This window comes from Amycolatopsis sp. NPDC006125 (assembly GCF_040614195.1).
Lineage (GTDB): Bacteria > Actinomycetota > Actinomycetes > Mycobacteriales > Pseudonocardiaceae > Amycolatopsis_E > Amycolatopsis_E tucumanensis.
This window is the reverse complement of sequence record NZ_JBEXTZ010000072.1, coordinates 1-21,556: the sequence shown is the minus strand read 5'-3', so window position 1 is coordinate 21,556 and position 21,556 is coordinate 1. Positions and strand designations below refer to the sequence as shown.

The following is a 21,556-nucleotide window of genomic DNA, read 5'->3' as shown; positions in this document are numbered from 1 at the left end:
GCTGGGCGCGGGCGAGGAACAACCCCGGCACGGTGATGTTGCCAAACCCCGGGCGCGCACGCGCGCGATGATGGCGAGTCTGATCCAGCGCAGTCCGATCAGCGGTCCCGGGCCAACGGCGGCTTTCAGTGCGGGCCGCCCCGACCCCACCGCTGTGGCTCACGGGCTGAGCGCGAGGCTTGTCGCGGCGAGGGTCAGGAACAGTCCCGGCACCGCGATGTTGCCGAACACCCTGGCACGCACATGCGCGACCAGCGCGCCCGTGAAGAACAACACCAGCCCGGCCGCCGCGGCGATCCCTATCCACCGCACCCCCAGCAGCCCGATCAGCAGCCCCGCGGCGCCGGCGGCCTTCAGCGCCCCCAGCAGCGGCAGCCACGACTCCGGCACGTCCACCGCCGCGGAGTTCGCCAGCACGAACCGCGCCCTGGCGAAGTCCGCGATCGCGATCGCCGCGTTCAGCACGATCGTCAGCACAGTCACCGTCACGTACATGACCACCAGGTTCGCCGCGGCGGCCGCGGCGCGTCCAATACCTGCTCTCATAACCTGAAGGCATGGACGTGGACACGCGCCTGCTCCGCTACTTCGCCGCCGTCGCCGAGGAGGGGCACCTCACGCGCGCGGCGGAGCGGCTCTTCGTGTCCCAGCCCGCGCTCACCAAGCAGATCAAACAGCTCGAAGCGCAGCTCGGCACGACGCTGTTCACCCGCTCCCGCCACGGGATGGCCCTCACCGACGCCGGCCGCGTGCTGGCGGACCGGGTGCCCGCCCTGCTCGACGGGTGGGACCGCGCCTGCCGCGAGACCCGCGCGGCCGGCAAGCGCGTGCTGCGCGTCGGCTTCCTGGCCAGCGCCGCCAACGAGGCGACGCCGGCCATCATCGCCGCGTTCGGCCGCCGCCGTCCGGGGTGGCGGGTCGACATGCGGCAGGCCGCCTGGTCGGACCCGACCGCCGGGCTGGCCGCGGCCGACGTCGACGTCGCGCTGCTGCGCCTCCCGTTCCCCGGCCAGGACGAACTCCGCGTGCGGGAGCTGCTCAGCGAACCCCGCTGGGTCGCGCTGCCCGCCTCCCACCCGCTCGCCCGCCGCGACGAGATCGACTTTCGCGAGCTGTGGGACGAGCCGTACGTCGCCGCCCCGGCCGAGACCGGCTGGTGGCGCGACCACTGGCTCGGCGCGGACGAACGCGAGGGCGGGCCGCGCATCGGCGCGGTGACCGACCAGCCGGACGAGTGGCTGAGCGCGATCGCCAACGGCTACGGCATCGCGCTCGCCCCCGAATCGGCCGCCCGCTTTTACGCCCGGCCGGGCATCGTCTACCGCCCGGTGCGCGGCCTCAGCCCCACCCGCGTCGGCATCGCCTGGCACCCGGCCGACGACGACAACCCGGTCGTCGCCGACTTCGTCGCCTGTTGCCTCGACGCCACCTAGTGCGAATCGCGCGGGACCGAGTGGCCCCGGGATCCGCGCAGGAAGTCGAAGTCCGCGCCCTGGTCGGCCTGCAGCACGTGCTCCGTGTAGAGCCACGTGTACCCGCTGGTGTAGGGCGATTCCGGCGCCTGCCAGGACGCCCGCCGCGCGGCCAGCTCCTCGTCGGACACCTCGACGTTCAGCGTCCGCGCCGCCACATCCAGCGTGATCAGATCACCGGTGCGCACCAGCGCGAGCGGCCCGCCCGCCGCGGACTCCGGTGTCACGTGCAGCACGACCGTGCCGTACCCGGTGCCGCTCATCCGCCCGTCGCAGATCCGGATCATGTCCGTCACGCCCGCCTTCAGCAGCTTGGCGGGCAGCGCGACGTTCGAGACCTCCGGCATGCCCGGGTAGCCCTTCGGCCCGGCGCCGCGGATCACCAGGATGCTCGTCTCGTCCACGTCGAGGTCAGGGTCGTCGGCGACGGCGTGGTAGTCCTCGACCGTGTCGAACACCAGTGCCCGCCCCTGGTGCTTGAGCAGGTGCGGGGACGCGGCCGACTGCTTGATCACCGCGCCACCCGGGCACAGGTTGCCGCGCAGGACCGCGGTGCCGTTGCCGGCCGGCTGGAACGGCTCCTCGACGGTCGTGATCACGTCGGTGTTGAAGTTCTCCGCCCCGGCCACGTTCTCACCGACCGGCTTGCCGGTCACCGAAACGCTGCCGGTGTGCAGCAGACCGGCTTCGGCGAGCTGCCGCATCACCACCGGCAGGCCGCCGGCGTAGCAGAAGTCCTCCATCAGGTACTTGCCCGACGGCATCAGGTTCACCAGCGTCGGGACCTCGCGGATGAGCGTGTCGAAGTCGTCGAGCGTGAGGTCCACCTCGGCGCGCCCGGCGATCGCGAGCAGGTGGATGATCGCGTTCGTCGACCCGCCGATCGCGGCGTTGACCCGGATCGCGTTCTCGAACGCCTCGCGCGTGAGGATGTGCGACGGGCGCAGGTCCTCCTCGACCATATCCACGATCCGCTGCCCGGCGGCCTGCCCGATCTCGAACCGCCGCGCGTCGACCGCGGGCCAGGTCGCCGAGCCGGGCAACTGCATGCCCAGCGCCTCGGCCATGCACGCCATCGTCGACGCGGTGCCCATCGTCATGCAGTGCCCGTTCGAGCGCGCCATGCAGCCCTCGGCGAAGAAGCACTCCTCCTGGGTCATGCGCCCGGCCTTGAGCTCCTCCTCGAACTTCCAGACGTGCGTGCCGGAGCCGACGTCCGCGCCGCGGTACTTGCCGTTGAGCATCGGGCCGCCGGTGACCATCACGGCGGGCAGGTCGACGCTCGCGGCGGCCATCAGCATCGCCGGGGTCGTCTTGTCGCAGCCGGAGAGCAGCACCACGCCGTCGAGCGGGTTGGCGCGGATCAGCTCCTCGACCTCCATCGCCATCAGGTTGCGGTAGAGCATCGCGGTCGGGCGCATCAGCGTCTCGCCGGTGGCCATCGTCGGGAACTCCAGCGGGAACCCGCCCGCCTGCCACACCCCGCGCTTGACCGCCTCCGCCACGCGGGTCAGGTGCGCGTTGCACGGCGCCAGTTCCGACGCGCTGGTCGCGATGCCGATGACCGGCCTGCCGTCGAACACCTCGGCCCCGAAGCCCTGGTTGCGCATCCAGGACCGGTAGATCATCCCCGCGCGGCCGGTCGCCCCGAACCACGCCGCGCTGCGCCTCTGCCCCGTCACGAGCCTGTTCCTCTCCGTCGAGTACGTGCGCTCCGAACGTTAAATCATTCGATGATTCAAGTCCAGGGGCGTCGGAAGTCACAGTGGTTCCGCTGGCCAGAAAGTTGTACAGTCAAAACTGTTATAGAAGTACAACGTTTGGGGTGCGTGTGCCGGAACTGTCCCAGCGACGTCGGCTCCTGGTGCTGGCGATCTGCTGCCTGAGCCTGTTCGTCGTCTCGATGGACACCACGATCGTCAACCTCGCGCTGCCGTCGATCGAGCGCGACTTCTCCGCCGGCGTGTCGAGTCTGCAGTGGACGATCGACGCCTACACGCTGGTGCTGGCCAGCCTGCTGATGCTGTCCGGCTCGACCGCCGACCGGATCGGGCGACGGCGCACGTTCCAGGCCGGGCTGGTGCTGTTCACGCTCGGCTCCCTGCTGTGCAGCGTCGCGCCGAACATCGGGCTGCTCATCGCCTTCCGGATGGTGCAGGCGGTCGGCGGCAGCATGCTGAACCCGGTCGCGATGTCGATCATCACCAACACCTTCACCGACGCGCGGGAACGAGCGCGTGCGATCGGGATCTGGGGCGCGGTCGTCGGGCTGAGCATGGCGCTGGGCCCGGTGGTCGGCGGGCTGCTGGTGGACGCCGTCGGGTGGCGGTCGATCTTCTGGATCAACATCCCGGTCGGGGTCGCCGCGCTCGTGCTGACCGCGTTGTTCGTGCCGGAGTCGAAGGCGCCACGGGCGCGGCGGCTGGACCCGGTCGGGCAGCTGCTGGTCGTGGTGGCGCTGGCGAGCTTGACGTACGGGATCATCGAAGCGCCGCACCACGGCTGGCTGTCCGGGCTGACCGTGGCGTGCTTCGTGGTGGCGGCCGCCGCCGCGGCCGGGCTCGTCGTCTACGAGCGGCGGCGGGCGGAGCCGTTGCTGGACCCGCGGTTCTTCGCGAGCGCGCCGTTCTCCGGGGCGACGGTGATCGCGGTGTGCGGGTTCGCCGGGCTGAGCGGGTTCCTGTTCCTCAACGCGCTGTACCTGCAGAGCGTCCGCGGGTTCACGCCGCTGCACGCCGGGTTGCTGACGCTGCCCAGCGCGCTGGCGATCTTCGCGCTCGCGCCGCTGTCCGGGCGGCTGGTCGCCGCGCGCGGCTCGCGGATCCCGCTGGTGGCCGGGGGACTGGGGCTCGCGGTGAGCGGCGTGCTGCTGACCCGGCTGGACGCAGAGACCGGGATCGGGTGGCTGGTGGCGGCCTACGTCGTGTTCGGCGCCGGGTTCGGGATGCTCAACCCGCCGATCACCAACACCGCGGTGTCCGGCATGCCGCGCGCGCAGGCCGGGGTGGCCGCGGCGGTGGCGTCGACGAGCAGGCAGGTCGGGGCGTCACTCGGGGTCGCGGTGCTCGGCGCGGTGGTCACGACGCACATCACCGGCGGGTTCACGACGGGCTTTCCCGCGGCGAGCCACATCGCGTGGTGGATCATGGCCGGATGCGGCGTGGTGGTGATGGCACTGGGCGTGCTGACGACGTCCCCGTGGGCGATGGGGACGGCCCGGCGGGCGACGGTGCTGTTCGACGAGCCGGCCGGGGCGCGGACGTGACCGCCGCGGAGCGGGTCTGGGAACGGATGCAGGACCTGGTGCTGCACCGGCACGACCGGCGCAGGCTGGTCGCCGACACGCTCGGGCTGAGCTTCTTCAAGGCCAAGGCCCTGCGGCGGCTCGTGCCCGGCCCGCTGACCCTGGGTGAGCTCGCCGAGCTCCTGGACACCGACCGTCCCTACACGACGGTCGTGGTGGACGACCTGGAGCAGCGCGGGCTGGTGTCGCGGACGGTGCACCCGGAGGACCGCCGCCGCAAGCTGGTGACGGTGACGGCCGCGGGCGCCGAGATGGCGGCCGCGGCGAACCGCATCCTGAGCGAGCCGCCCCCGTTCTTCGCCGCGCTCGACGCCGACGAACTGGCGCAGCTGGACCGCCTGCTGGCCAAACTCGACGCGGACGGCTGACCGGTCCCGCTCAGTCGGCCAGGGTGATGGCCCGGGAGGCCAGGTGCAGGGCCAGCCGGTCGTCCGGGCGGGACAGGTCCACCCCCAGCAGCTGTTCGATCCGGGCGACGCGCGCGGTGACCGTGTTGCGGTGCACGCCGAGCACCGCCGCGGTTTCCGCGATCGAGGACTCCGCGTCCAGGTACACCGCCAGCGTGCGCACCAGGTCACCGGGCGCGTTGCGCAGCGGGGCGACCAGCGCGCGGGCCGCCGGCTCGAAGGTGTCCGTCCGCGTCCACTCCAGCAGCAGTTGCGCCATGCCCAGCTGGTCGACGTGCAGGAAGTGCCCCGACTCCGGGCGGGTCGCGGCCAGGCGCGCGGCGTCAGTGGCCTCGGCGATCGTCGCGGCCAGGCCGTCCGGGCGCGGGTGCGGGCGGCCGACCCCGAGGTGCGCGCCGAGCGTCCGCCGCAGCGCCTTGTGCGCCTTCCGCAGCCCGGCGGCCAGCGTGCGGACCCGCTCGGCCGTCGGCTCCTGGTCGAACGTCACCCACCCGGTCCAGCCGTCGCCGTGCTCGACCACCACCGCGGCGATCTGCTCGGCCCGCAGCGCGCGCACCACCTCGGTCGTCCGCGCCACAGTGTCCACACTGGACGCGACGCCGATGCGCAGCCCGACGTGCCAGCCGCCCAGCCGCCACCCGGCGTCGGCCGCCCGGCGGCGCAGGTCCGCGCCGGGCTCGGCGTCCAGCCGCAGCAGGTCGCCGAGCAGCGCGGTGCGCGACCGGGCGTCCCGTTCCAGCTCCAGCCGGTTCGCCAGCAGCCACCGCTGCACCGCGCCGGCCGCGACCGCCAGCGCAGGCGGCACCACGTCCGCCCGCGCCGCCTCCGCGCCGGTCAGCTCGGCCGCCACCCACAGCACCGGGCCGGCCAGCAGCGCGGGGTGCGCCAGCAGCACGCCGTCGTCGAGGTCCACCCGCTGCGGCACCGGCTCGCCGACGCGGATCCGCCCGGCCGACGCCAGTTCCCCGGCCACCGGCTCGCCCCGGTCGTCGAGCAACGCGACCGGCGACCGCAGCAGCCCGCGCAGCGCGGTGACCACCTCCTCCGGCGAGCGCAGCCGTTCGCCGAGCGCCCGGTGCGTCGCCAGCACGAGGTTCGCGCGGTCCAGTTCCGGCGCGGCGAGCATCAGGCGGGCGTCGACGAGCAGGTCCAGCGGCCGGGCCGCCGTCACCAGCAGCGGCATCGCGAGCCGGTCGGCCAGCAGGCGGGTCGCGGTCAGCGGTTCGACCTCCGGCAGGAGCAGGCCCGCCGCGCCGCTGTCCGCCCCGCGCCGCAGCAGGGCGTCGATCTGCCAGTCCGTGCCACGCAGCTCCCGGGCCAGCACCAGAAGCTCGCCCGGACCGGGGCTGTCCCCGGCGTCGAGGGTGGCCCGCACGGTCTCCAGTGGACGGTCCAACCCGGATTCGCCCGCGGCGACCCGGACACCGGCCCACGACGGCAGGGCCAGCAGGCGGCGCAGGATCATGCGAGCACCGGGTCCGAGTCGATGCCGTACGCGCGTGGCTGCAGCACCGGCAGCCGTCGCGGGTCGGTCCAGAACGGCGCCGCGGCGAGCTGCAGCACGTCGACCTCGATCCCGGCGCGGATCCCGTCGCACGGCACCGGAACGCCGGTGCGGTGGTCGACCACGGCCAGCACGTCCGGGGTGGACGCCACGGGATGACCGTCCCGCAACGCCAGCAGGTACTCGTTCTCCATCTCCAGCCGGAGCAGCGCGCCGGTGCGGTGGTCGGTCAGCGTCGCGCTGCCGCGGCCGAAGCCCGCGCGACCGTGCTGCCCGGGACCGGGGTGCCGGGACACCTCCAGCACGCGGCCCATCGCGAGCACCCGCCCGCCGGAGGCCTCGGCGAGCCGGTCCGGCTCCGGGCTCTCCCCGGCCCCGAGCATCCGCCTGCCCAGTTCCAGCGCGCCGGTGACGCTGCCCAGCACCGCGCACTGCGGTAGTTCGCCCGCGGGAACCGGGGCGAACGCCATCGCCGCCCAGCCACCGGAACCGGCCACGAACGCGCGGGCGCCGCGCTCGACCGACTCGTCCGAACCGGCGGCCAGCACCAGCACCTGACCGCCCGGCTCGGCGAGCGCGGCAGGCGCCAGCCCGCGGCCGGTCGCCGCGATGGAGAGCTGGTCCAGCCGGGGCAGCCCGCGTCCGGACAGGTCGGCGTCGGCGCACGGCAGGCCAAGCTCGACGGCGGCCACCAGCGGCATCAGCCCGTTGAGCCCGCCGATCTCGATCGACACCAGCGCGTCGGCGCGGGCGCCGGTCCAGCGTTCGATCGCCGACACCGCGGTCGCGAACTCCGCCCCGCTGGGCAGTTTCTCGGTGAAGGCGGCGGTCGCGCCGACGATTCCCACCGGCATCACCAGCGTGGACGGATCCAGCGCGCCGGAGATGTCGGGTTCACGCCCGTGGGTGACGAGCTGGCGCAGCAGCGCCGCGGCCGTCATCGTGTCGCCGCCACCGCCCGACCCGAGCAACGCGGCTCCCCGTTCGAGTGCGGGCACGTCCGCCGCGGTGATGCGCATGCTTGCCTTCATGTGCTGAGCTGGAGGTATGACCAGGGTAGACGATCCAGCCACCATGACCCCGGAACAGGCGCGCGCGGCGTTCCGCGCCGGAACCGTGGCGCCGACGTCCGGGTGGGCGACCGGCTTCACGCAGACCAACCTGATCGCGGTGCCGCGCGACTGGGCCTACGACGTGCTGTTGTTCTGCCAGCGCAACCCGCAGCCGTGCCCGGTGCTCGACGTCACCGACCCGGGCAGCACCGCGACCACGCTCGCCCCCGGCGCCGATCTGAGCCGCGACCTGCCGCGGTACCGGGTGTGGCGGCACGGCGAGCTGGCCGAGGAGGTCGACGACGTCAGCGGCCTGTGGCAGGAGAACCTGGTCGCGTTCTCGATCGGGTGCAGCTTCACGTTCGAGACCGGGCTGCTCGCGGCCGGGATCCCGCTGCGGCACCTGGAGCAGGGCCGCAACGTGTCGATGTACGTGACGAACCGCGAATGCCGGCCTGCCGGGCGGCTGCACGGCCCGATGGTCGTGTCGATGCGCCCGATCCCGGCCGGCCGGGTCGACGAGGCGATCGCGATCAGCGGTGCGATGCCCGCGGTGCACGGCGCGCCGGTGCACGTCGGCGACCCCGCCGGGCTCGGGATCGCCGACCTGGCCCGCCCCGACTTCGGCGACCCGGTCGAGGCGGAACCCGGTGACGTGCCGGTGTTCTGGGCGTGCGGGGTCACCCCGCAGGCGGCGCTGATGGCGTCGAAGCCGCCGTTCGCGATCACCCACTCGCCGGGGCACATGTTCATCACCGACCGCAGGGACAGCGAATACCGGGTGCCTACGGCAGCGCGGTGAACGGCGCCAGGAACGTGCGCGCGGACGGGGTGTCCAGGCGGTAGGTCACGTTGGTGGCGTAGCAGGGCGCGTCACCGGTGATCGTGGTGGACACCAGGGTCCGGGTGCCGCCGATCGTGGCGAAGTTCGGCCCGCCGGAGTCGCCGTAGCAGGCGCCGCCGTTGCCCTGCGGCGCGGTCATCGCCAGGCGCACCCAGGTCTTGTTGAGCGCGTCGAAGGTGACCGGCGCCTTCATCCGGACGCCGCCGCCCGGGTGGGTCTGCCCGCCGGGGCCGTTGACCGCCTCCTGCGTCCCGTAGCCGGCGACGACGAACGGCGTGCTGTTCAGGCCGCGCGGACCGAGCTGGTCCAGCTGCCCGGCGGTGGGCAACCGCGCCGGGGTGAACGACCACCGGGCGGCGACCTGCTGCGCGGGCAGCTGGATGACCGCGATGTCGTGCGCGTCCGCCGAGTTGCCCGGGTAGGCCGGGTCGGTGTGCGCCACGCCTTCCACCGCGACCGCGCGTGCCACCGCCGCGGGATCGCCAGGGTGCTGCTGGGCGGCGGCGTCGAGACCGGACTGCACGTCCTGGTCGAGCGAGACGTAGAACCGCACGCCGGCGGGCCAGTCGCTGGTGCAGTGCGCCGCGGTGAGGAAGGTGTCGCGGTCGACCATGGTGCCCGAGCACACCCAGTCCACCCGGTCCGGTGTGGCCGGGTTCGCGTCGTTGTCCCAGGTCGCGACGAGCGCGCCGACCTCGGTGCGCTCGGGCGCCGGGGTCGCGTTGTAGGAGTTGATGGCCGAGGCCGGGGCCGCCGTCACCAGGATCGCGGCGACGGCGGCGGCCGATGCGAGTGCTGCTTTCATCCGGGAGAGTCAACCTCACGGGCGGCCGAAAATCACCCGACCAATGGCCCTACCGGAACGAGTAGCCGCCGTCCGGGTAGAGCGTCGAGCCCGTCGTGAAGGTGGCGCCGAACAGGTAAAGCACCGCGTCGGCCACTTCGGACTCGTTGCCGACGCGGTGCAGCACCGTGTCCGAGCGGTACTGCGCGAAGCTCGCCTCACGCACGTCGGCGGGCCGCTGCGACCACAGGTTCCCGTCGATCGTGCCGGGCGCGACCACGTTGACCCGCACCGGCGCCAGCTCCACCGCCAGCCCGCGGCCGAGCCCCTCGATCGCGGCGTTGCACGCGACGTAGGCGGGCGCGGGTCCGGGTGGCCGCACGCTCGCCGCCCCGGACATCAGCACCACCGAACCGTCGCGCGACAGCTTCGGCGCCGCGTGCTTGACCGCGTGGTACTGGCCCCAGAACTTCGTCACGAACGGGCTCGCCGCGTCCTCGTCGGACAACTCGCGCATCGGCCCGGTCCGGTACGACGCGCCGGGCGTGAACAGGTGGTCCACGCGTGGCACGGCGCCGAAGAACTCGGCCAGCGAGTCGGAGTCCGTGTTGTCCACGACGTGCCACTGCGCGCCGATCTTCGCCGCTGCTGCCTCCAGCGTGGACGCGGTGCGGCCGCCCAGGAACACCTGAGCTCCCGCGTCGGCCGCCCGCCGCCCCACCTCGAACCCGATGCCCGAACCGCCGCCGATGATCACCACGACCCGGTCCGCCAAGCTCATACCAACTCCTCCACCGGCGTGAACTCGTAGGACAACCCGAACGCGGCCGGCCCGAACGTGGCCAGCGCCTCCGGCGTGCGCATCAGGTCCGGCGTCGAGATGCCGACCACCACGACCCGCTGGCCGTAGCGCAGCGTCTCGGTCGTGATCGGCTCGGCCGACTCGGACTCCAGCACGCAGATCAGGTCCGGTACCAGGCACCGCACCTCGTCGTCGACCAGCGCCAGCAGGTGCTCGTTCTGGAACAGCAGCTCCAGTTTGTGCTCGCCGTCGAACGACACCGCCTGCGCCCGCCCGCGCGCGAACCCCGCCTCGGTGCGGCGCTCCACATCGGACACCTTGCCGCGGAACAGCACCCGCAGGTTCCGGTACAGCGTGTCGCGCAACGCCTCGGACAGGGCCGCGATCGGGTCCAGGTTGCGTTCCCGCGCCTCGCGGATCATGCGGCCCACCGTCAGCGCCAGCGACAACGTGCGCGGCACCGCGGTGCGCTTGACCTCCGCGCCGCTCATCGCGTACTCGGCGATGTGCGCGACCCCGCCGAGCCGGATCGTGACGCCGCGCGCCAGCCACTCCATCCGCTTGTTGTCGGTCCCGGTGTCGATCACCGTCGTCTCGCCGCGCTCACCGCCGATCGCCATCGGCGACCCGGGCACGCCGTAGACGCCGAAGGTCTCCATCTGCAGCTCGGGGAACGCGCGGCCCATCCCGTCCGCGTCCACCACCGGCAGGCCCAGCCGTGCGCCGACGACCAGCGGGATCATCGAGTTGATGCCGCCGCACTCGATCGGCATCGTCGCGCTCGCCCGCTTGCCCAGGTGCTTCTCCAGCGTGCGCAGTGCCAGCACGGGTTCCGCGCCGCTGGGCAGCTTCTCGTGCACGACGGTCGGGGCGCCCATCTGCGCGGTCGGCACGACCAGTTCGTGGTCGCCGACCTCGGACGGGTCGAGGATCGTGATCGGCCCGTGCTCGCGGATGGCCTGCCGCACCAGCAGCCTGCCCACGTACGGGTCGCCACCGCCCCCGGTGCCGAGCACGGCCGCGCCGCGCGCGAGATCTTCGAGGTGGTCCTCGGTCAGTGTCCAGCTCACGCGGGCACCCCGACCGGGTCGAGGTCGTAGCCGAAGTACCGCGGCCCCGCCAGCTCGATGCCCTCTGGCGTGTGCCAGCGCGGGTCCGCGGGCGCGGCGATGACCGTGACCCGCTGGCCGTACCGCAGGCCCTCGGTCGTCACGGCCTCGCCCGATTCGCGGTCGAGGCAGCAGATCAGGTCCGGCACGGACGCCTGCGCGACGCCGTCCCGCTCGGCGACCAGGTGCTCGTTCTGGAACTTCAGCACCATCTCGCTGCCCGCGTCACCGTCCATTCCGGACAGCCTCGCCTCGCCGCGGGCGAAGCCGGTGACGGTCCGCCGGGCGACGTCGACGACCTTGCCGGTGAACAACTTCCGGCCGCCCAGCCGCTCGACCACACGGGCGACGGGATCGGCGTGCTCGGCTCGCGCCTGCCGCACCGCGACGCCCAGCTCGGCGCACAGGCTGAGGGTGCCGGGCACCAGCGATTCGCGGGCCTGCGCACCGGACATCGCGTAGTTGCTGATCATCGCCGAGCAGCCCATGTCGATCGTCGCCGACCGCGCCAGCCGCTCCGCCCAGTGGTTGTCCACCGTGTCCAGGACGCCGCGGTTGCCCTTCTCGTCGGCGATCGACATCGGCGTCGCGCGGATGCCGTACAGCGTGGGCAGCACCATCTGCAGCTCGGGGAACGCCCGGCCCATGCCGTCGGCGTCCACCAGGGGTAGGCCCAGCTGCGCCGCCGCGACCACCGGGATCAGCGAGTTGACCCCGCCGGCCTCGGCGCACGCGATGTGCGTCAGCTCCTTGCCCAGGTAGGTGGCCAGGGTGCGGGCGGCCAGCCCGACCTGCTCGGCCGAGGGCAGCTTCTCGACCATCACCGTGGGCGCGCCCATCATCGCGACGGGCAGGACCACGGCGTCGTCGCCGACCTCCTCCAGCGGCACCAGCTCGACCGGGCCGTGGTCGCGGACCGCGGAGGACGCCAGCAGGCGCCCGATGTAGGGGTCGCCACCGCCGCCGGTGCCGAGGATCGCGGCGCCGCGGGCGATGTCGTCGAGGTGGTCGATCGTGATCTCGCGCATCGTCACGCTCCCAGCTGCAGGTCGCCGACGGCCTTGACCCGGATGCGGGTGGCGTTGCCGGGCAGGTAGGGGATGGGCACCTCGTCGAAGTCGACGATCCCGACCGAGGCCGGGCTGGCCCCCGCGGCGATGGCGCGGTCCACGGCTTCCTGCTTCGCCTCCTCCACCACGGCTTCGCGGCGGCCGGGCTCGATCGCGTACACCCGGTCGACCTCGCCGCCGATCTGCGCGATGGCCGCGCCGATCGCGTTCGCGACCGCGTAGTTCTCCGGCCGGTGCACCTTGCCCGCATCGGCAAGCTCGTCCGGCAGCAGCACCGACCCACCGCCGACCGCGACCACCGGCAGCGGCTCGGCCGAGGTGCGCATCCGCTCGACGACGTCGGAGACGTCCGCCGCGATCTTCTCCAGCGCGGCCCGCACCAGGTCGCGGTCGAGGTGGGCGACCAGGCTCGGGTCGCCGATCTCGGCGCGGCCCGCGGCCACCGCGATGTCGGTCGCGGTGAGCGTGTCCCCGCCGAAGACCAGGGCCTTCGAGGTCAGCTCGTAGCCCACCGAGTCCGGCCCGACCGTGACGTCACCCGCGCCGCCGCGGACCCGGCTGCCGCCGCCGATGCCGATCGACAGCACGTCCGGCATGCGGAAGTTGGTGCGGATCCCGGCAACGCTGACGTCCGTGGTCGCCTCGCGCGGGAAGCCCTGCCGCAACACGCCGACATCGCTGGTCGTGCCGCCGACGTCGACCACCGCGCAGGTGTCCAAACCGGACAGCACGGCGGCGCCGCGCATCGAGTTGGTCGGGCCGGACGCGAACGTCGCCACCGGGTAGCGGCGGGCGAAGTCGACGTCCATCAGCGTGCCGTCGTTCTGGCTCAGGTACAGCGGCGCGGTGATGCCCGCGCCGGACACCGACGCGGCCAGGCCGTCCACGATGTGCGCGGCGAGTTCCCGCAGCGCGGCGTTGATGACGGTCGCGTTCTCCCGCTCCAGCAGCCCGATGCGGCCGATCTCGTGGGACAGCGAGATCGCCACGTCCGGCAGCTGGGCGGCGATGATCTCCGCCGCGCGCGCCTCGAACTCGGCGTTCACGGGGGAGAAGACCGAGGTGATCGCGACGCTGCGCACCCCGTTGGCGCCCATGTCCTCGGCCGCCTTGCGCAGCTCGGACTCGTCGAGCTCGGCGATGTGGCGGCCGTCGAACTCGTGCCCGCCGTGCACCAGGTAGCTGCGCCCGGACACGGCGTCGACCAGCCGCTGCGGCCAGTCCACCATCGGCGGCAGCGACGCGCCGGCGGGCAGGCTGAGCCGCACCGCGGCGGTCGGCGCGAGCCGGTGCGCCTCGACGAGCGCGTTGATGAAGTGCGTGGTGCCGATCATCACCGCCTGCACCGCGGCCGGGTCGAACGCGCGCTGCTGCTGCAGGCCGTTGATCGCGGCGACGATGCCGGAGGTGACGTCCTCGGTGGTGCTGGTCTTGATCGAGGCGAGCACCTGCCGCCCGTCCAGCAGGACCGCGTCGGTGTTGGTGCCGCCGACGTCGATGCCGATGCGCACTGGGATTTCCTTTCTTAGACGGCGGGAACCGGGTCGGCGTCGGCGGTGCGGCTGCGGCCGATACCGCGCACCAGGCCGAGCTTCCCGGCGATCACGTAGAGCACGAACGCCACGACGAGCGAGTTGATGCTGGGCAGGCCCCACTCGACGAACTTGCCGATCAACGCGGAGGCGACCCAGACCACGATGGTGGCCGGCACCCACACGGGGGCGTCCTCGGGCACGGTTCCCTTGGCGCGCGCGGCTTCCAGCTCGCCGCGCCACTTCTTGACCACGAAGTACTCGGCCACCATGATCCCGGCGATCGGCGGGAACGCGACGCCGAGCAGGGTGAGGAAGTCGCTGAACGCCCCGAGGATCCCGGCCGCCGCGAGGACGCTGCCGACGATGCCGAGCACCGCGGTGATCAGGCCGCGGTGGGCCTTGCGGCCGGACACGGTGCCGATGAAGTTCACGACGCCGAGCCCGGACGAGTACAGGTTCCAGTCGTTGATCTTGATGGTCCCGGCGATCACGATCAGCAGGCCGACCCAGCCGACCGACGACGTGACGATGGTGGTGATCTCGGCCGACTTCACCGCGTGCGCCAGGAGCACACCGGCCATGCCGATCACGTACTCGCCGAGCGTGATGCCGACCAGGGTCTGCTTGACGACGTCGCCGGTGGTGCGGTTGAACCGCGTCATGTCCGGCGTGATCACCGCCCCGACGATGAACCCGCCTGCGACGAGCGTCGTGCCCTCCAACAGGCTGAGCTGCGGACCTGGCGGCGCCGACGACACCAGCGCGCCGACGTCGTGGCTGGACAGCTCGGAGATGATCGACCAGCCGACCAGGATCAGGAACGCGGGCACGGTCAGGTACGCCGTCCACGCCATCGAGTGGAAGCCGCGCACCACGATCGCGGTCACGACCAGGCCGAACACCAGCGCCCACGCCCACTCCGGCAGGCCGCCGATGAGCGAGACGAGACCCTGAGCCGACACCGCGGACTGGATGCCGAACCAGCCGATGAGGCTGATCCCGATCGCGAGCCCGATCAGCGCCGACCCGCCGCGGCCGAAGCCGGTCCAGCGGGCGATCATCGAGGTCGACAGGCCTTCGCGCATGCCGATCACGCCGACGAGGATCGTGATGAGCTCGAGGATGACCGAGCCCAGGGTGAACGCGAGGAACGCCTGCCAGAAGCCCATCCCGAAGCCGACGGTAGCGCCGAGCAGGAACTGCGACAGCGCGGACACCTGGCCGAACCGTTGGATCGCGACGGACCACCACGAGTAACGGGCGCTGTCCGGGACTCTGGTGAGGGCGTAGTCGTCGACACCGACTGACGAGGCCATGCCGACCTCCTTATCCGGAGAGGAAACGGTTCCCAGCACCGTAAACAGCGCCAACGCCCCGGTCACTGTGCGAGGTGCACAGGCTCGCCGTCACGCCTGTGCACCTCGCCCGGTCAGAGGCTCCGGACCCCGTCGAGAAGCCGGTCGACCTCGGCGGCCGTCGTGTAGGGCGCGATGCCGGCCCGGACCGCTCCGGTGTCGCCGAGCCCCAGGTGGCGGGAGCATTCCAGCGCGTAGAAGCTGCCCGCGGGCGCGTTCACGCCCTGCGCGCCGAGCCGCTCGTAGGCCACCTGCGACGGCACACCCTCGACCGAGAACAGGACGGTGGGCGTGCGGCGCCGGGTGGGGGAGCCGTACCGGGTCACGCCGGGGATGTCGGCGAGGCCCGCGTCGAGCCGGTCGAGCAGGGCCTGCTCGTGCTCCTCCAGCTCGGTCAGCGACCGCAGCAGCCGCTGCCGCCGGGTGCCGTCGCCGGGCACCAGGTCCGCCAGGAAGTCGATCGCCGCGGTGGTCCCGGCGAGCAGCTCGTACGGCAGCGTGCCCAGCTCGAACCGCTCCGGCACCGCGTTCGTGGACGGCGCCAGCTTGTCCGGGTGCAGGGTCTCCAGCAGCTCGGGCGCTGCCGCGACCAGCCCGAGGTGCGGGCCGAGGAACTTGTACGGCGAGCAGCCGTAGAAGTCAGCGCCCAGCGCCGTGACGTCGACCGGCGCGTGTGGCGTGAGGTGCACACCGTCGACGTAGAGCAGCGCCGGGGTTTCGTGCACCGCCGCGGCGATCGCCGGGATGTCCGGGCGCGTGCCGAGCAGGTTGGACGCCGCGGTCACCGCGACCAGCCGGGTGCGGTCCGACAGCAACCCGGTCACGGCCTCGACCGGCAGCTCACCGGTCGCCGGGTCGAAGTCCGCCCACCGCACCGCAACCCCGCGCGCCTCCGCCGCCTGCACCCACGGCCGGATGTTGGCGTCGTGGTCGAGGCGGGTCACCACGACCTCGTCGCCAGGCTGCCAGGTCTTGGCCAGCGCGCGGGAGAAGTCGTAGGTCAGCTGGGTCATGCTGCGCCCGAACACGACACCGCCGGGCTGGGCGCCGAGCAGGTCGGCGGCGGCCTGGCGCGCCTCGGCGACGATCGCGTCGGCGCGACGCTCGGCCGCGGTGACCGAGCCGCGGTTGGCGATCGCGGCGCACAACGTCCTGGCGACGGCCTCGCCGACCACGTCCGGCACCTGCGAGCCGCCGGGGCCGTCGAAGTGCGCGGCGCCCTCGTCGAGCGCCGGGAAGTGCTTGCGTACTGCGGTTACGTCATAGGCCACGCGGCCCAGCATGCCTCACGAACCGGCGAACGTGCGCCGGTAGTCGTGCGGGGACACCCCGATCACCCGGTGGAAGTGGTGCCGGAGCAGGGCGCCCGTGCTGAACCCGCACTCGCGCGCGATCTCCTCGACGCTCAGCCGGGTGGTCTCCAGCAGCGTGCGGGCGTGCAGGACGCGTTGCGTGGTCAGCCACTTCACCGGCGTGGTGCCGGTTTCCGCGGCGAACCGGCGGGCGAAGGTCCGCTCCGACATCTGGGCGCGCCGGGCCAGCGCCGGGACCGTGTGCTCCTCGGCGAGGTTCTCGACCATCCACGTCAGCACCGGTTCCAGACTGTCCGCAGTGGACTCCGGCATGGGCAGTTCGACGAACTGCCGCTGGCCGCCGTCGCGCTGCGGGGGCACGACCATCCGGCGAGCGATCGCGGTGGCCACCGCCGAGCCCAGTTCGCGGCGCACGAAGTGCAGGCTCGCGTCGATCCCGGCCGCGGTGCCCGCGCTGGTGATGATGTCGCCGTCGTCGACGAACAGCACGTCCGGATCGAGGATCGCCTCGGGGAACCGCTGCTTGAACTCGTCGATGTGCTTCCAGTGCGTGGTGCACGGGCGGCCGTTGAGCAGGCCGGTGGCGGCGAGCAGGAACGCGCCGCTGCAGACGGTCAGGAGTGTGGCGCCGTTCGCGTGGGCCCGCCGGATGGCGTCGAGCACCGCGGGCGGGTAATCGTCGCGAACGGCGGCCGCCGGGATGGCGACCAGGTCGGCGCCGTCCAGCCCGTCGAGGCCGTGCTCGGGGATGAACTGCACGCCGACGCCGGACCGCAGGGGTTCGCCTGGCCGTTCGCCGCACACGCGGAACTCGATGGGCGGCACGCCGTCCTCGGTCCGGTCGATGCCGAAGACCTCGCAGACGACGCCGAACTCGAAGACGGCGGCACGATCGACCAGCACGGCGGCCACGGTGCGGAGCATGCCGTCAGAGTAACTGGCAGAATTTTGCCGGACAAGGACCGTTCTGCCACTCGTGGCAGGTTCTGGCGGAGCGAATAATTTCTGCCATGACCGAATTGCTGATGTTCCTCCTGCTCATCGCCCTGATCGTGTGGGGCCTCAACCGCAACCACCGCCGCCAGGCGCCGTCCCGGATGTCCGGCAGCTTCGACATCGAGGACCGCGACGCGCTCCGGATCCGTGGCGAGGTGGCCGCCCGCCGGCTGGAGGCCGCGCGTCCGGAGATCCGGACCGCTCCGGCTCCGCGGACTCGTCACCACCTTTCGCGCGCCTGACGGCGACCTAGACTGGGCACGACCTCGACGCCGAGGAGGACGCGTGCCCGAGCTGAGCCTGGCCGACACCAACGGCATCCTGCGCCAGCCGTGGATCCACCCGGCCCGCTCCAGCGCGGGCCTCGGGTGGGACCGGCTCTACGTCTCGACGCAGGCCGAAGCGCCCTACCGCGCGAGCTTCGACGCGGCGGGCACCCACCTGGTGATCCTGCACCTCGACGGCCCGGTGACCGTGCGCCGCGGGCGGCACCAGGTGGCGCACATCCCCGCCGGCGGGCTGTTCCTCCACCCGGCCGGCCGCGATCTCACCGTGGAACTCGGCGGGAAGCTGCGCACCGTGCACGCCTACCTGCCCGACTCGGTGCTGCGCGACGCCGCCGGTGGCCCGGTCGGCCTCGGCGAGGAGGTCGTGGTCGCCGATCCGCTGGCCGAGCAGGTGATGCTGGGCCTGGACGGCGTGCTGCGGCAGTGGACGCCGACGGCCCGGACTTACGTCGACCACCTCGCCGGGCTGCTCGCCGCGCACCTCGCGTACCGCTACGGGACGACCGTGGAGCCGGAGTCGGCCGCGCTGTCCCGGACGCAGCTCGCCGCGGTGCGGGAGCTCATGGAGCAGCGGCTCGCGGAACCACTGCCACTGGCGGAGCTCGCGGCCGTCGCGGCGCTGAGCGTCAGCCAGTTCACCCGCCGGTTCAAGGCCGCGACCGGCGAAACCCCGCACCGGTACCTGATGCGCCTGCGCGTCGAGCACGCCTGCCGGCTGCTGCGTGGCAGCACGCTGCCGATCCCCGAAGTCGCCGTGCGGTGCGGGTTCTCCCACCAGGAGCACCTGACCCGGGTGATGCGCGGCCGGCTGGGCACCACCCCCGCCGCGTACCGAAGGGATCACCCCTAGGACGAAGATCGTTCACGTCCTGGACAGCACCAGCGGGTGAGATCCTCGTGTGATCCGCACCCTCCTGGCCGCCGCGATGGCCGGCTCCCTCCTCGTCGCGCCGCCCGCTGACGCGGCGCCCGCCAAGGTCACCGACCCCGCCCGCTACGTCGACCCGCTCATCGGTTCCGCGGGCGGCGGCAACACCTATCCCGGGGCGGTGCGGCCCTTCGGGATGATCTCGTGGAGCCCGACCACCACGGCGGGCGACCAGACGAACGCCGCGGGCGCCAACGGTTACGCCTACAACACGCCGCGCGTGCGGGGTTTCGCGCTGACCCACGTCAACGGCGCGGGCTGCCACCCCGGCGCCGCCGGTGACGTGCCGATCATGCCGTTCGCCGGTGACGTCACGTCCTCGCCGACCGCCGACACCCGCGACGAGATCTACGCGAGCAACTTCAGCCACGACAACGAGCTCGCCGAACCCGGGCACTACCGCGTCGGCCTGGACTCGGGCGCCACCGCCGATCTGGCCGTCACCACCCGGGCCGGTGTCGGGGAGTTCACCTTCCCCGCGGGCAAGACCGCGAACCTGCTGTTCCGGGTGTCCAACTCGCTCAACGGCAGCGAGGACGCCGAGATCACCATCGACCCGGCGACCCGCACGGTCACCGGTTCCGTGCTGACCGGCGCGTTCTGCGGCCGCCGCGCCAACGGCGGGATCAACAACCGCAAGAGCTACTACCGCCTGTACTTCGTGGCGTCGTTCGACAAGGCGTTTTCCGGCACCGGCACGTGGGTGAACGACCAGCTGCGGCCGGGCACCACGACCGCGAGCGGCGGCGAGGGCTACGCGACCGGCGCCGACCGCGCGGGCCGGGGATCGGGTGGTTACGTCAGTTTCGCGGACACCAACGTCACGATGAAGGTCGGCATCTCGTACACGAGCCTCGACGCGGCGCGGAAGAACCTGTCCGCCGAGGTCAAGCCGAAGGACGACGTCGAGTCGGTGGCCGCGGACGCGCGGGAGGCGTGGTCGAAGCAGCTGCGCTCGATCGAGATCGCCGGCGGCACCGAGGACCAGCGCACCACGTTCTACACCGCGCTCTACCACTCGTTCCTGCAGCCGAACATCGCCAGCGACGTCGACGGCACCTACCTGGGCAGCGACTTCGCGGTGCACCGGCTCGCGCGCGGGCAGCGGGCGCAGTACGGCAACTTCTCCGGCTGGGACCAGTACCGGGCGCACACGCAGCTGCTCGCGCTGCTGGAACCCGGGGTGGCGGGGGATTTCGCGCAGTCCCTGTACAACCTGGCTCAGCAGAACGGCGGCGTGTGGGACCGGTGGGTGCACGTCAACGGTCCCACGCACGTCATGACCGGTGACCCGTCGGCGCCGACGCTGGCCGGGTTCTACGCGATGGGTGTGCGGAACTTCGACGTGCGTGGCGCGTTCGACTCGCTGGTGCGCCAGGCGACGGTGCCGCACCCGTCCGGCTTGTCGGACGCGGGTTGCCCCGGGCAGTGCGAGGGGCAGCGGCCGAACCTGGCGGAGTACGAGCGGCTCGGGTACGCGCCGCAGGACACCTGCCACTGCTGGGGCGGCGCGGCGGAGACCCTGGAGGACGCGACCGCTGATTTCGCGTTGGCGGACTGGGCGTCGCGGCTGGGGCGCGGCGCCGAGTACCGCGAGCTGATGCCGCGGGCGAGCTGGTGGCGCAACACGTTCAACCCGGCGGCCACCCCCGAGGGCGGTTACCAGCAGGCCCGGCTCGCGAACGGCAACTGGGTGCAGCCGTTCTCGACGACGTCCGATGTGGGTTTCGCGCAGGGCACCAGTGCGACGTACACGTGGATGGTGCAGCACGACGTGTCCGGCCTGGCGGCGGCGATGGGCGGCCCGTCGGTGGCCGCGACACGGCTCGACGCGTTCTTCCACCGCCCCGACGGTTCATGGGCCACGGGCGGCGACGGTTTCCGCTACGACCCGACGAACGAGCCCGGCATCCACACGCCGTGGTTGTACAACGGGCTGGGGCAGCCGTGGAAGACGCAGGAGACGGTCCGGGCGATGGCATCGTTGGTGTACCGGACGGGCCCGAGCGGCCTGCCCGGGAACGATGACCTGGGCACCATGTCGGCCTGGTACGTGTTCGCCGCGCTGGGCATGTACCCGCAGACCCCGAGCCGCGCGGAGATGCTGTTGTCCAGCCCGATGTTCGAAAAGGCGTGGGTCAAACGCGACGACGGTCCGACGATCACGGTGAGCGCCCCACGAGCGTCGGCGACGAACATCTACGTGCAGTCGGTGTCGGTGAACGGCAAGGCGACCGACAGGTCCTGGCTACCCGAGCAGGTGATCAACGGAGGCGGCTCGATCACCGTGACGGTCGGCGCAACACCGAACACCACGTGGGGCAAAGACCTCCCAGTGGACCACGCCCAGCACTAACAAACCGCCACCCGGCAACGCAACGCCACCGACTACCCCAACCAGACCTCCCCCGCCCCCGATCCACAGCCTGCTTTTAGTCGCCGATCAGGCGTGTCAAGGTACTCTTTCCCGCCTTGACACGGCTGCTCGGCGGCTGAAACACAATCAGGCATCGGGGGCGGGGGTGGTCGTAAGGTGACCTTCCGAGCGCCGTGAGGCGCCCCTGCGCGAAGCGCAGGAAAAAGATCAAAAGAGTCCTCGCCGGACGGGCAGGCTCCGGGATGACCAGGGGTTGGGTGCCTCGTCCCACCTCATGCAGTGGGTCGCTGGGTGGTCATCCCGTCGCCTTCCGGTTTGTGCATATCACCTTGAGCCAGGGCCGCAAGGTTGACATGTCCGGCTGCCGGTTGGCGGCCTGGGTTGCGGCCCTGGCTCAAGGTGATCGTTGCGTGTCAG

Annotated in this window: 19 protein-coding genes; 7 read left to right on the top strand and 12 right to left on the bottom strand. The window is 72.4% G+C overall.

Annotation, left to right across the window (positions count from 1 at the left end):
* Positions 1-159: 159 nt before the first annotated feature.
* Positions 160-504 carry a DoxX family protein gene (locus ABZ193_RS30125; RefSeq protein ID WP_202961415.1) on the bottom strand — a complete coding sequence of 115 codons (345 nt, stop codon included), beginning with the start codon at positions 502-504 and terminating at the stop codon, positions 160-162.
* Between the two features lie 53 nt (positions 505-557).
* Between ABZ193_RS30125 and ABZ193_RS30120 the strand changes: the two genes are divergently transcribed.
* Positions 558-1,433 (top strand): LysR family transcriptional regulator, encoded by an 876-nt coding sequence (locus ABZ193_RS30120; RefSeq protein WP_354712370.1) that lies wholly within the window; start codon positions 558-560, stop codon positions 1,431-1,433.
* Here ABZ193_RS30120 and ABZ193_RS30115 read toward each other — a convergent pair.
* The gene (locus tag ABZ193_RS30115) at positions 1,430-3,154 is read right to left on the bottom strand and encodes an IlvD/Edd family dehydratase (RefSeq protein WP_354712369.1); all 1,725 of its coding nucleotides are present in this window, start codon (positions 3,152-3,154) and stop codon (positions 1,430-1,432) included. The genes ABZ193_RS30120 and ABZ193_RS30115 overlap by 4 nt on opposite strands.
* A 149-nt stretch (positions 3,155-3,303) precedes the next feature.
* On the opposite strand from ABZ193_RS30115, the gene ABZ193_RS30110 reads away from it, so the two are divergent.
* Entirely contained in the window at positions 3,304-4,737 is a 1,434-nt protein-coding gene (locus ABZ193_RS30110) for an MFS transporter (protein WP_354712383.1), read from the top strand.
* The gene (locus ABZ193_RS30105) at positions 4,734-5,144 is read left to right on the top strand and encodes a MarR family transcriptional regulator (RefSeq protein ID WP_354712368.1); all 411 of its coding nucleotides are present in this window, start codon (positions 4,734-4,736) and stop codon (positions 5,142-5,144) included. Before ABZ193_RS30110 ends, ABZ193_RS30105 begins: the two co-directional genes overlap by 4 nt.
* A gap of 10 nt (positions 5,145-5,154) precedes the next feature.
* Here the strand turns inward: ABZ193_RS30105 and ABZ193_RS30100 are convergent, their stop codons facing one another.
* The gene (locus ABZ193_RS30100; RefSeq protein ID WP_237337713.1) at positions 5,155-6,648 is read right to left on the bottom strand and encodes a helix-turn-helix domain-containing protein; all 1,494 of its coding nucleotides are present in this window, start codon (positions 6,646-6,648) and stop codon (positions 5,155-5,157) included.
* A complete protein-coding gene (locus ABZ193_RS30095; protein WP_354712367.1) occupies positions 6,645-7,706 on the bottom strand; it encodes a DUF917 domain-containing protein in 1,062 nt (353 codons plus the stop codon). The genes ABZ193_RS30100 and ABZ193_RS30095 overlap by 4 nt, the downstream gene beginning before the upstream one ends.
* 55 nt (positions 7,707-7,761) lie before the next feature.
* Between ABZ193_RS30095 and ABZ193_RS30090 the strand changes: the two genes are divergently transcribed.
* Complete coding sequence (locus tag ABZ193_RS30090; protein ID WP_209440874.1) at positions 7,762-8,541, top strand: putative hydro-lyase; 780 nt, start codon at positions 7,762-7,764, stop codon at positions 8,539-8,541.
* On the opposite strand, the gene ABZ193_RS30085 is transcribed toward ABZ193_RS30090, so the two are convergent.
* From ABZ193_RS30085 to ABZ193_RS30050, 8 genes are all read right to left on the bottom strand, one after another.
* Positions 8,525-9,388, bottom strand: a complete 864-nt coding sequence (locus ABZ193_RS30085; protein ID WP_354712366.1) for a trypsin-like serine protease — start codon at positions 9,386-9,388, stop codon at positions 8,525-8,527. The genes ABZ193_RS30090 and ABZ193_RS30085 overlap by 17 nt on opposite strands.
* A gap of 49 nt (positions 9,389-9,437) precedes the next feature.
* Positions 9,438-10,148 carry an SDR family oxidoreductase gene (locus ABZ193_RS30080; protein ID WP_354712365.1) on the bottom strand — a complete coding sequence of 237 codons (711 nt, stop codon included), beginning with the start codon at positions 10,146-10,148 and terminating at the stop codon, positions 9,438-9,440.
* The gene (locus ABZ193_RS30075) at positions 10,145-11,239 is read right to left on the bottom strand and encodes a DUF917 domain-containing protein (RefSeq protein ID WP_354712364.1); all 1,095 of its coding nucleotides are present in this window, start codon (positions 11,237-11,239) and stop codon (positions 10,145-10,147) included. Before ABZ193_RS30075 ends, ABZ193_RS30080 begins: the two co-directional genes overlap by 4 nt.
* Positions 11,236-12,312 (bottom strand): DUF917 domain-containing protein, encoded by a 1,077-nt coding sequence (locus ABZ193_RS30070; RefSeq protein ID WP_020417719.1) that lies wholly within the window; start codon positions 12,310-12,312, stop codon positions 11,236-11,238. The genes ABZ193_RS30075 and ABZ193_RS30070 overlap by 4 nt, the downstream gene beginning before the upstream one ends.
* On the bottom strand, positions 12,309-13,859 hold the full coding sequence (locus ABZ193_RS30065) for a hydantoinase/oxoprolinase family protein (protein ID WP_237337708.1): 1,551 nt from the start codon (positions 13,857-13,859) through the stop codon (positions 12,309-12,311). Before ABZ193_RS30065 ends, ABZ193_RS30070 begins: the two co-directional genes overlap by 4 nt.
* Before the next feature lie 14 nt (positions 13,860-13,873).
* Complete coding sequence (locus ABZ193_RS30060) at positions 13,874-15,199, bottom strand: cytosine permease (protein WP_354712363.1); 1,326 nt, start codon at positions 15,197-15,199, stop codon at positions 13,874-13,876.
* A gap of 113 nt (positions 15,200-15,312) precedes the next feature.
* Positions 15,313-16,509, bottom strand: coding sequence for a cysteine desulfurase-like protein (locus tag ABZ193_RS30055; RefSeq protein WP_354712362.1), 1,197 nt, complete (start codon positions 16,507-16,509; stop codon positions 15,313-15,315).
* 15 nt (positions 16,510-16,524) lie between these two features.
* Positions 16,525-17,475: a helix-turn-helix domain-containing protein gene (locus tag ABZ193_RS30050; RefSeq protein WP_237337705.1), complete on the bottom strand. Its 951-nt coding sequence runs from the start codon at positions 17,473-17,475 to the stop codon at positions 16,525-16,527.
* Between the two features lie 86 nt (positions 17,476-17,561).
* Here ABZ193_RS30050 and ABZ193_RS30045 point away from each other — a divergent pair, with 86 nt between their 5' ends.
* From ABZ193_RS30045 to ABZ193_RS30035, 3 genes are read left to right on the top strand one after another with little or no spacing between them, the layout of a single operon-like run.
* The gene (locus tag ABZ193_RS30045; RefSeq protein ID WP_354712361.1) at positions 17,562-17,789 is read left to right on the top strand and encodes a hypothetical protein; all 228 of its coding nucleotides are present in this window, start codon (positions 17,562-17,564) and stop codon (positions 17,787-17,789) included.
* Positions 17,790-17,832: 43 nt separating this feature from the next.
* The gene (locus tag ABZ193_RS30040) at positions 17,833-18,684 is read left to right on the top strand and encodes an AraC family transcriptional regulator (RefSeq protein WP_354712360.1); all 852 of its coding nucleotides are present in this window, start codon (positions 17,833-17,835) and stop codon (positions 18,682-18,684) included.
* A gap of 49 nt (positions 18,685-18,733) precedes the next feature.
* Positions 18,734-21,118 (top strand): GH92 family glycosyl hydrolase, encoded by a 2,385-nt coding sequence (locus ABZ193_RS30035; RefSeq protein ID WP_354712359.1) that lies wholly within the window; start codon positions 18,734-18,736, stop codon positions 21,116-21,118.
* The last annotated feature ends 438 nt before the right edge of the window (positions 21,119-21,556 follow it).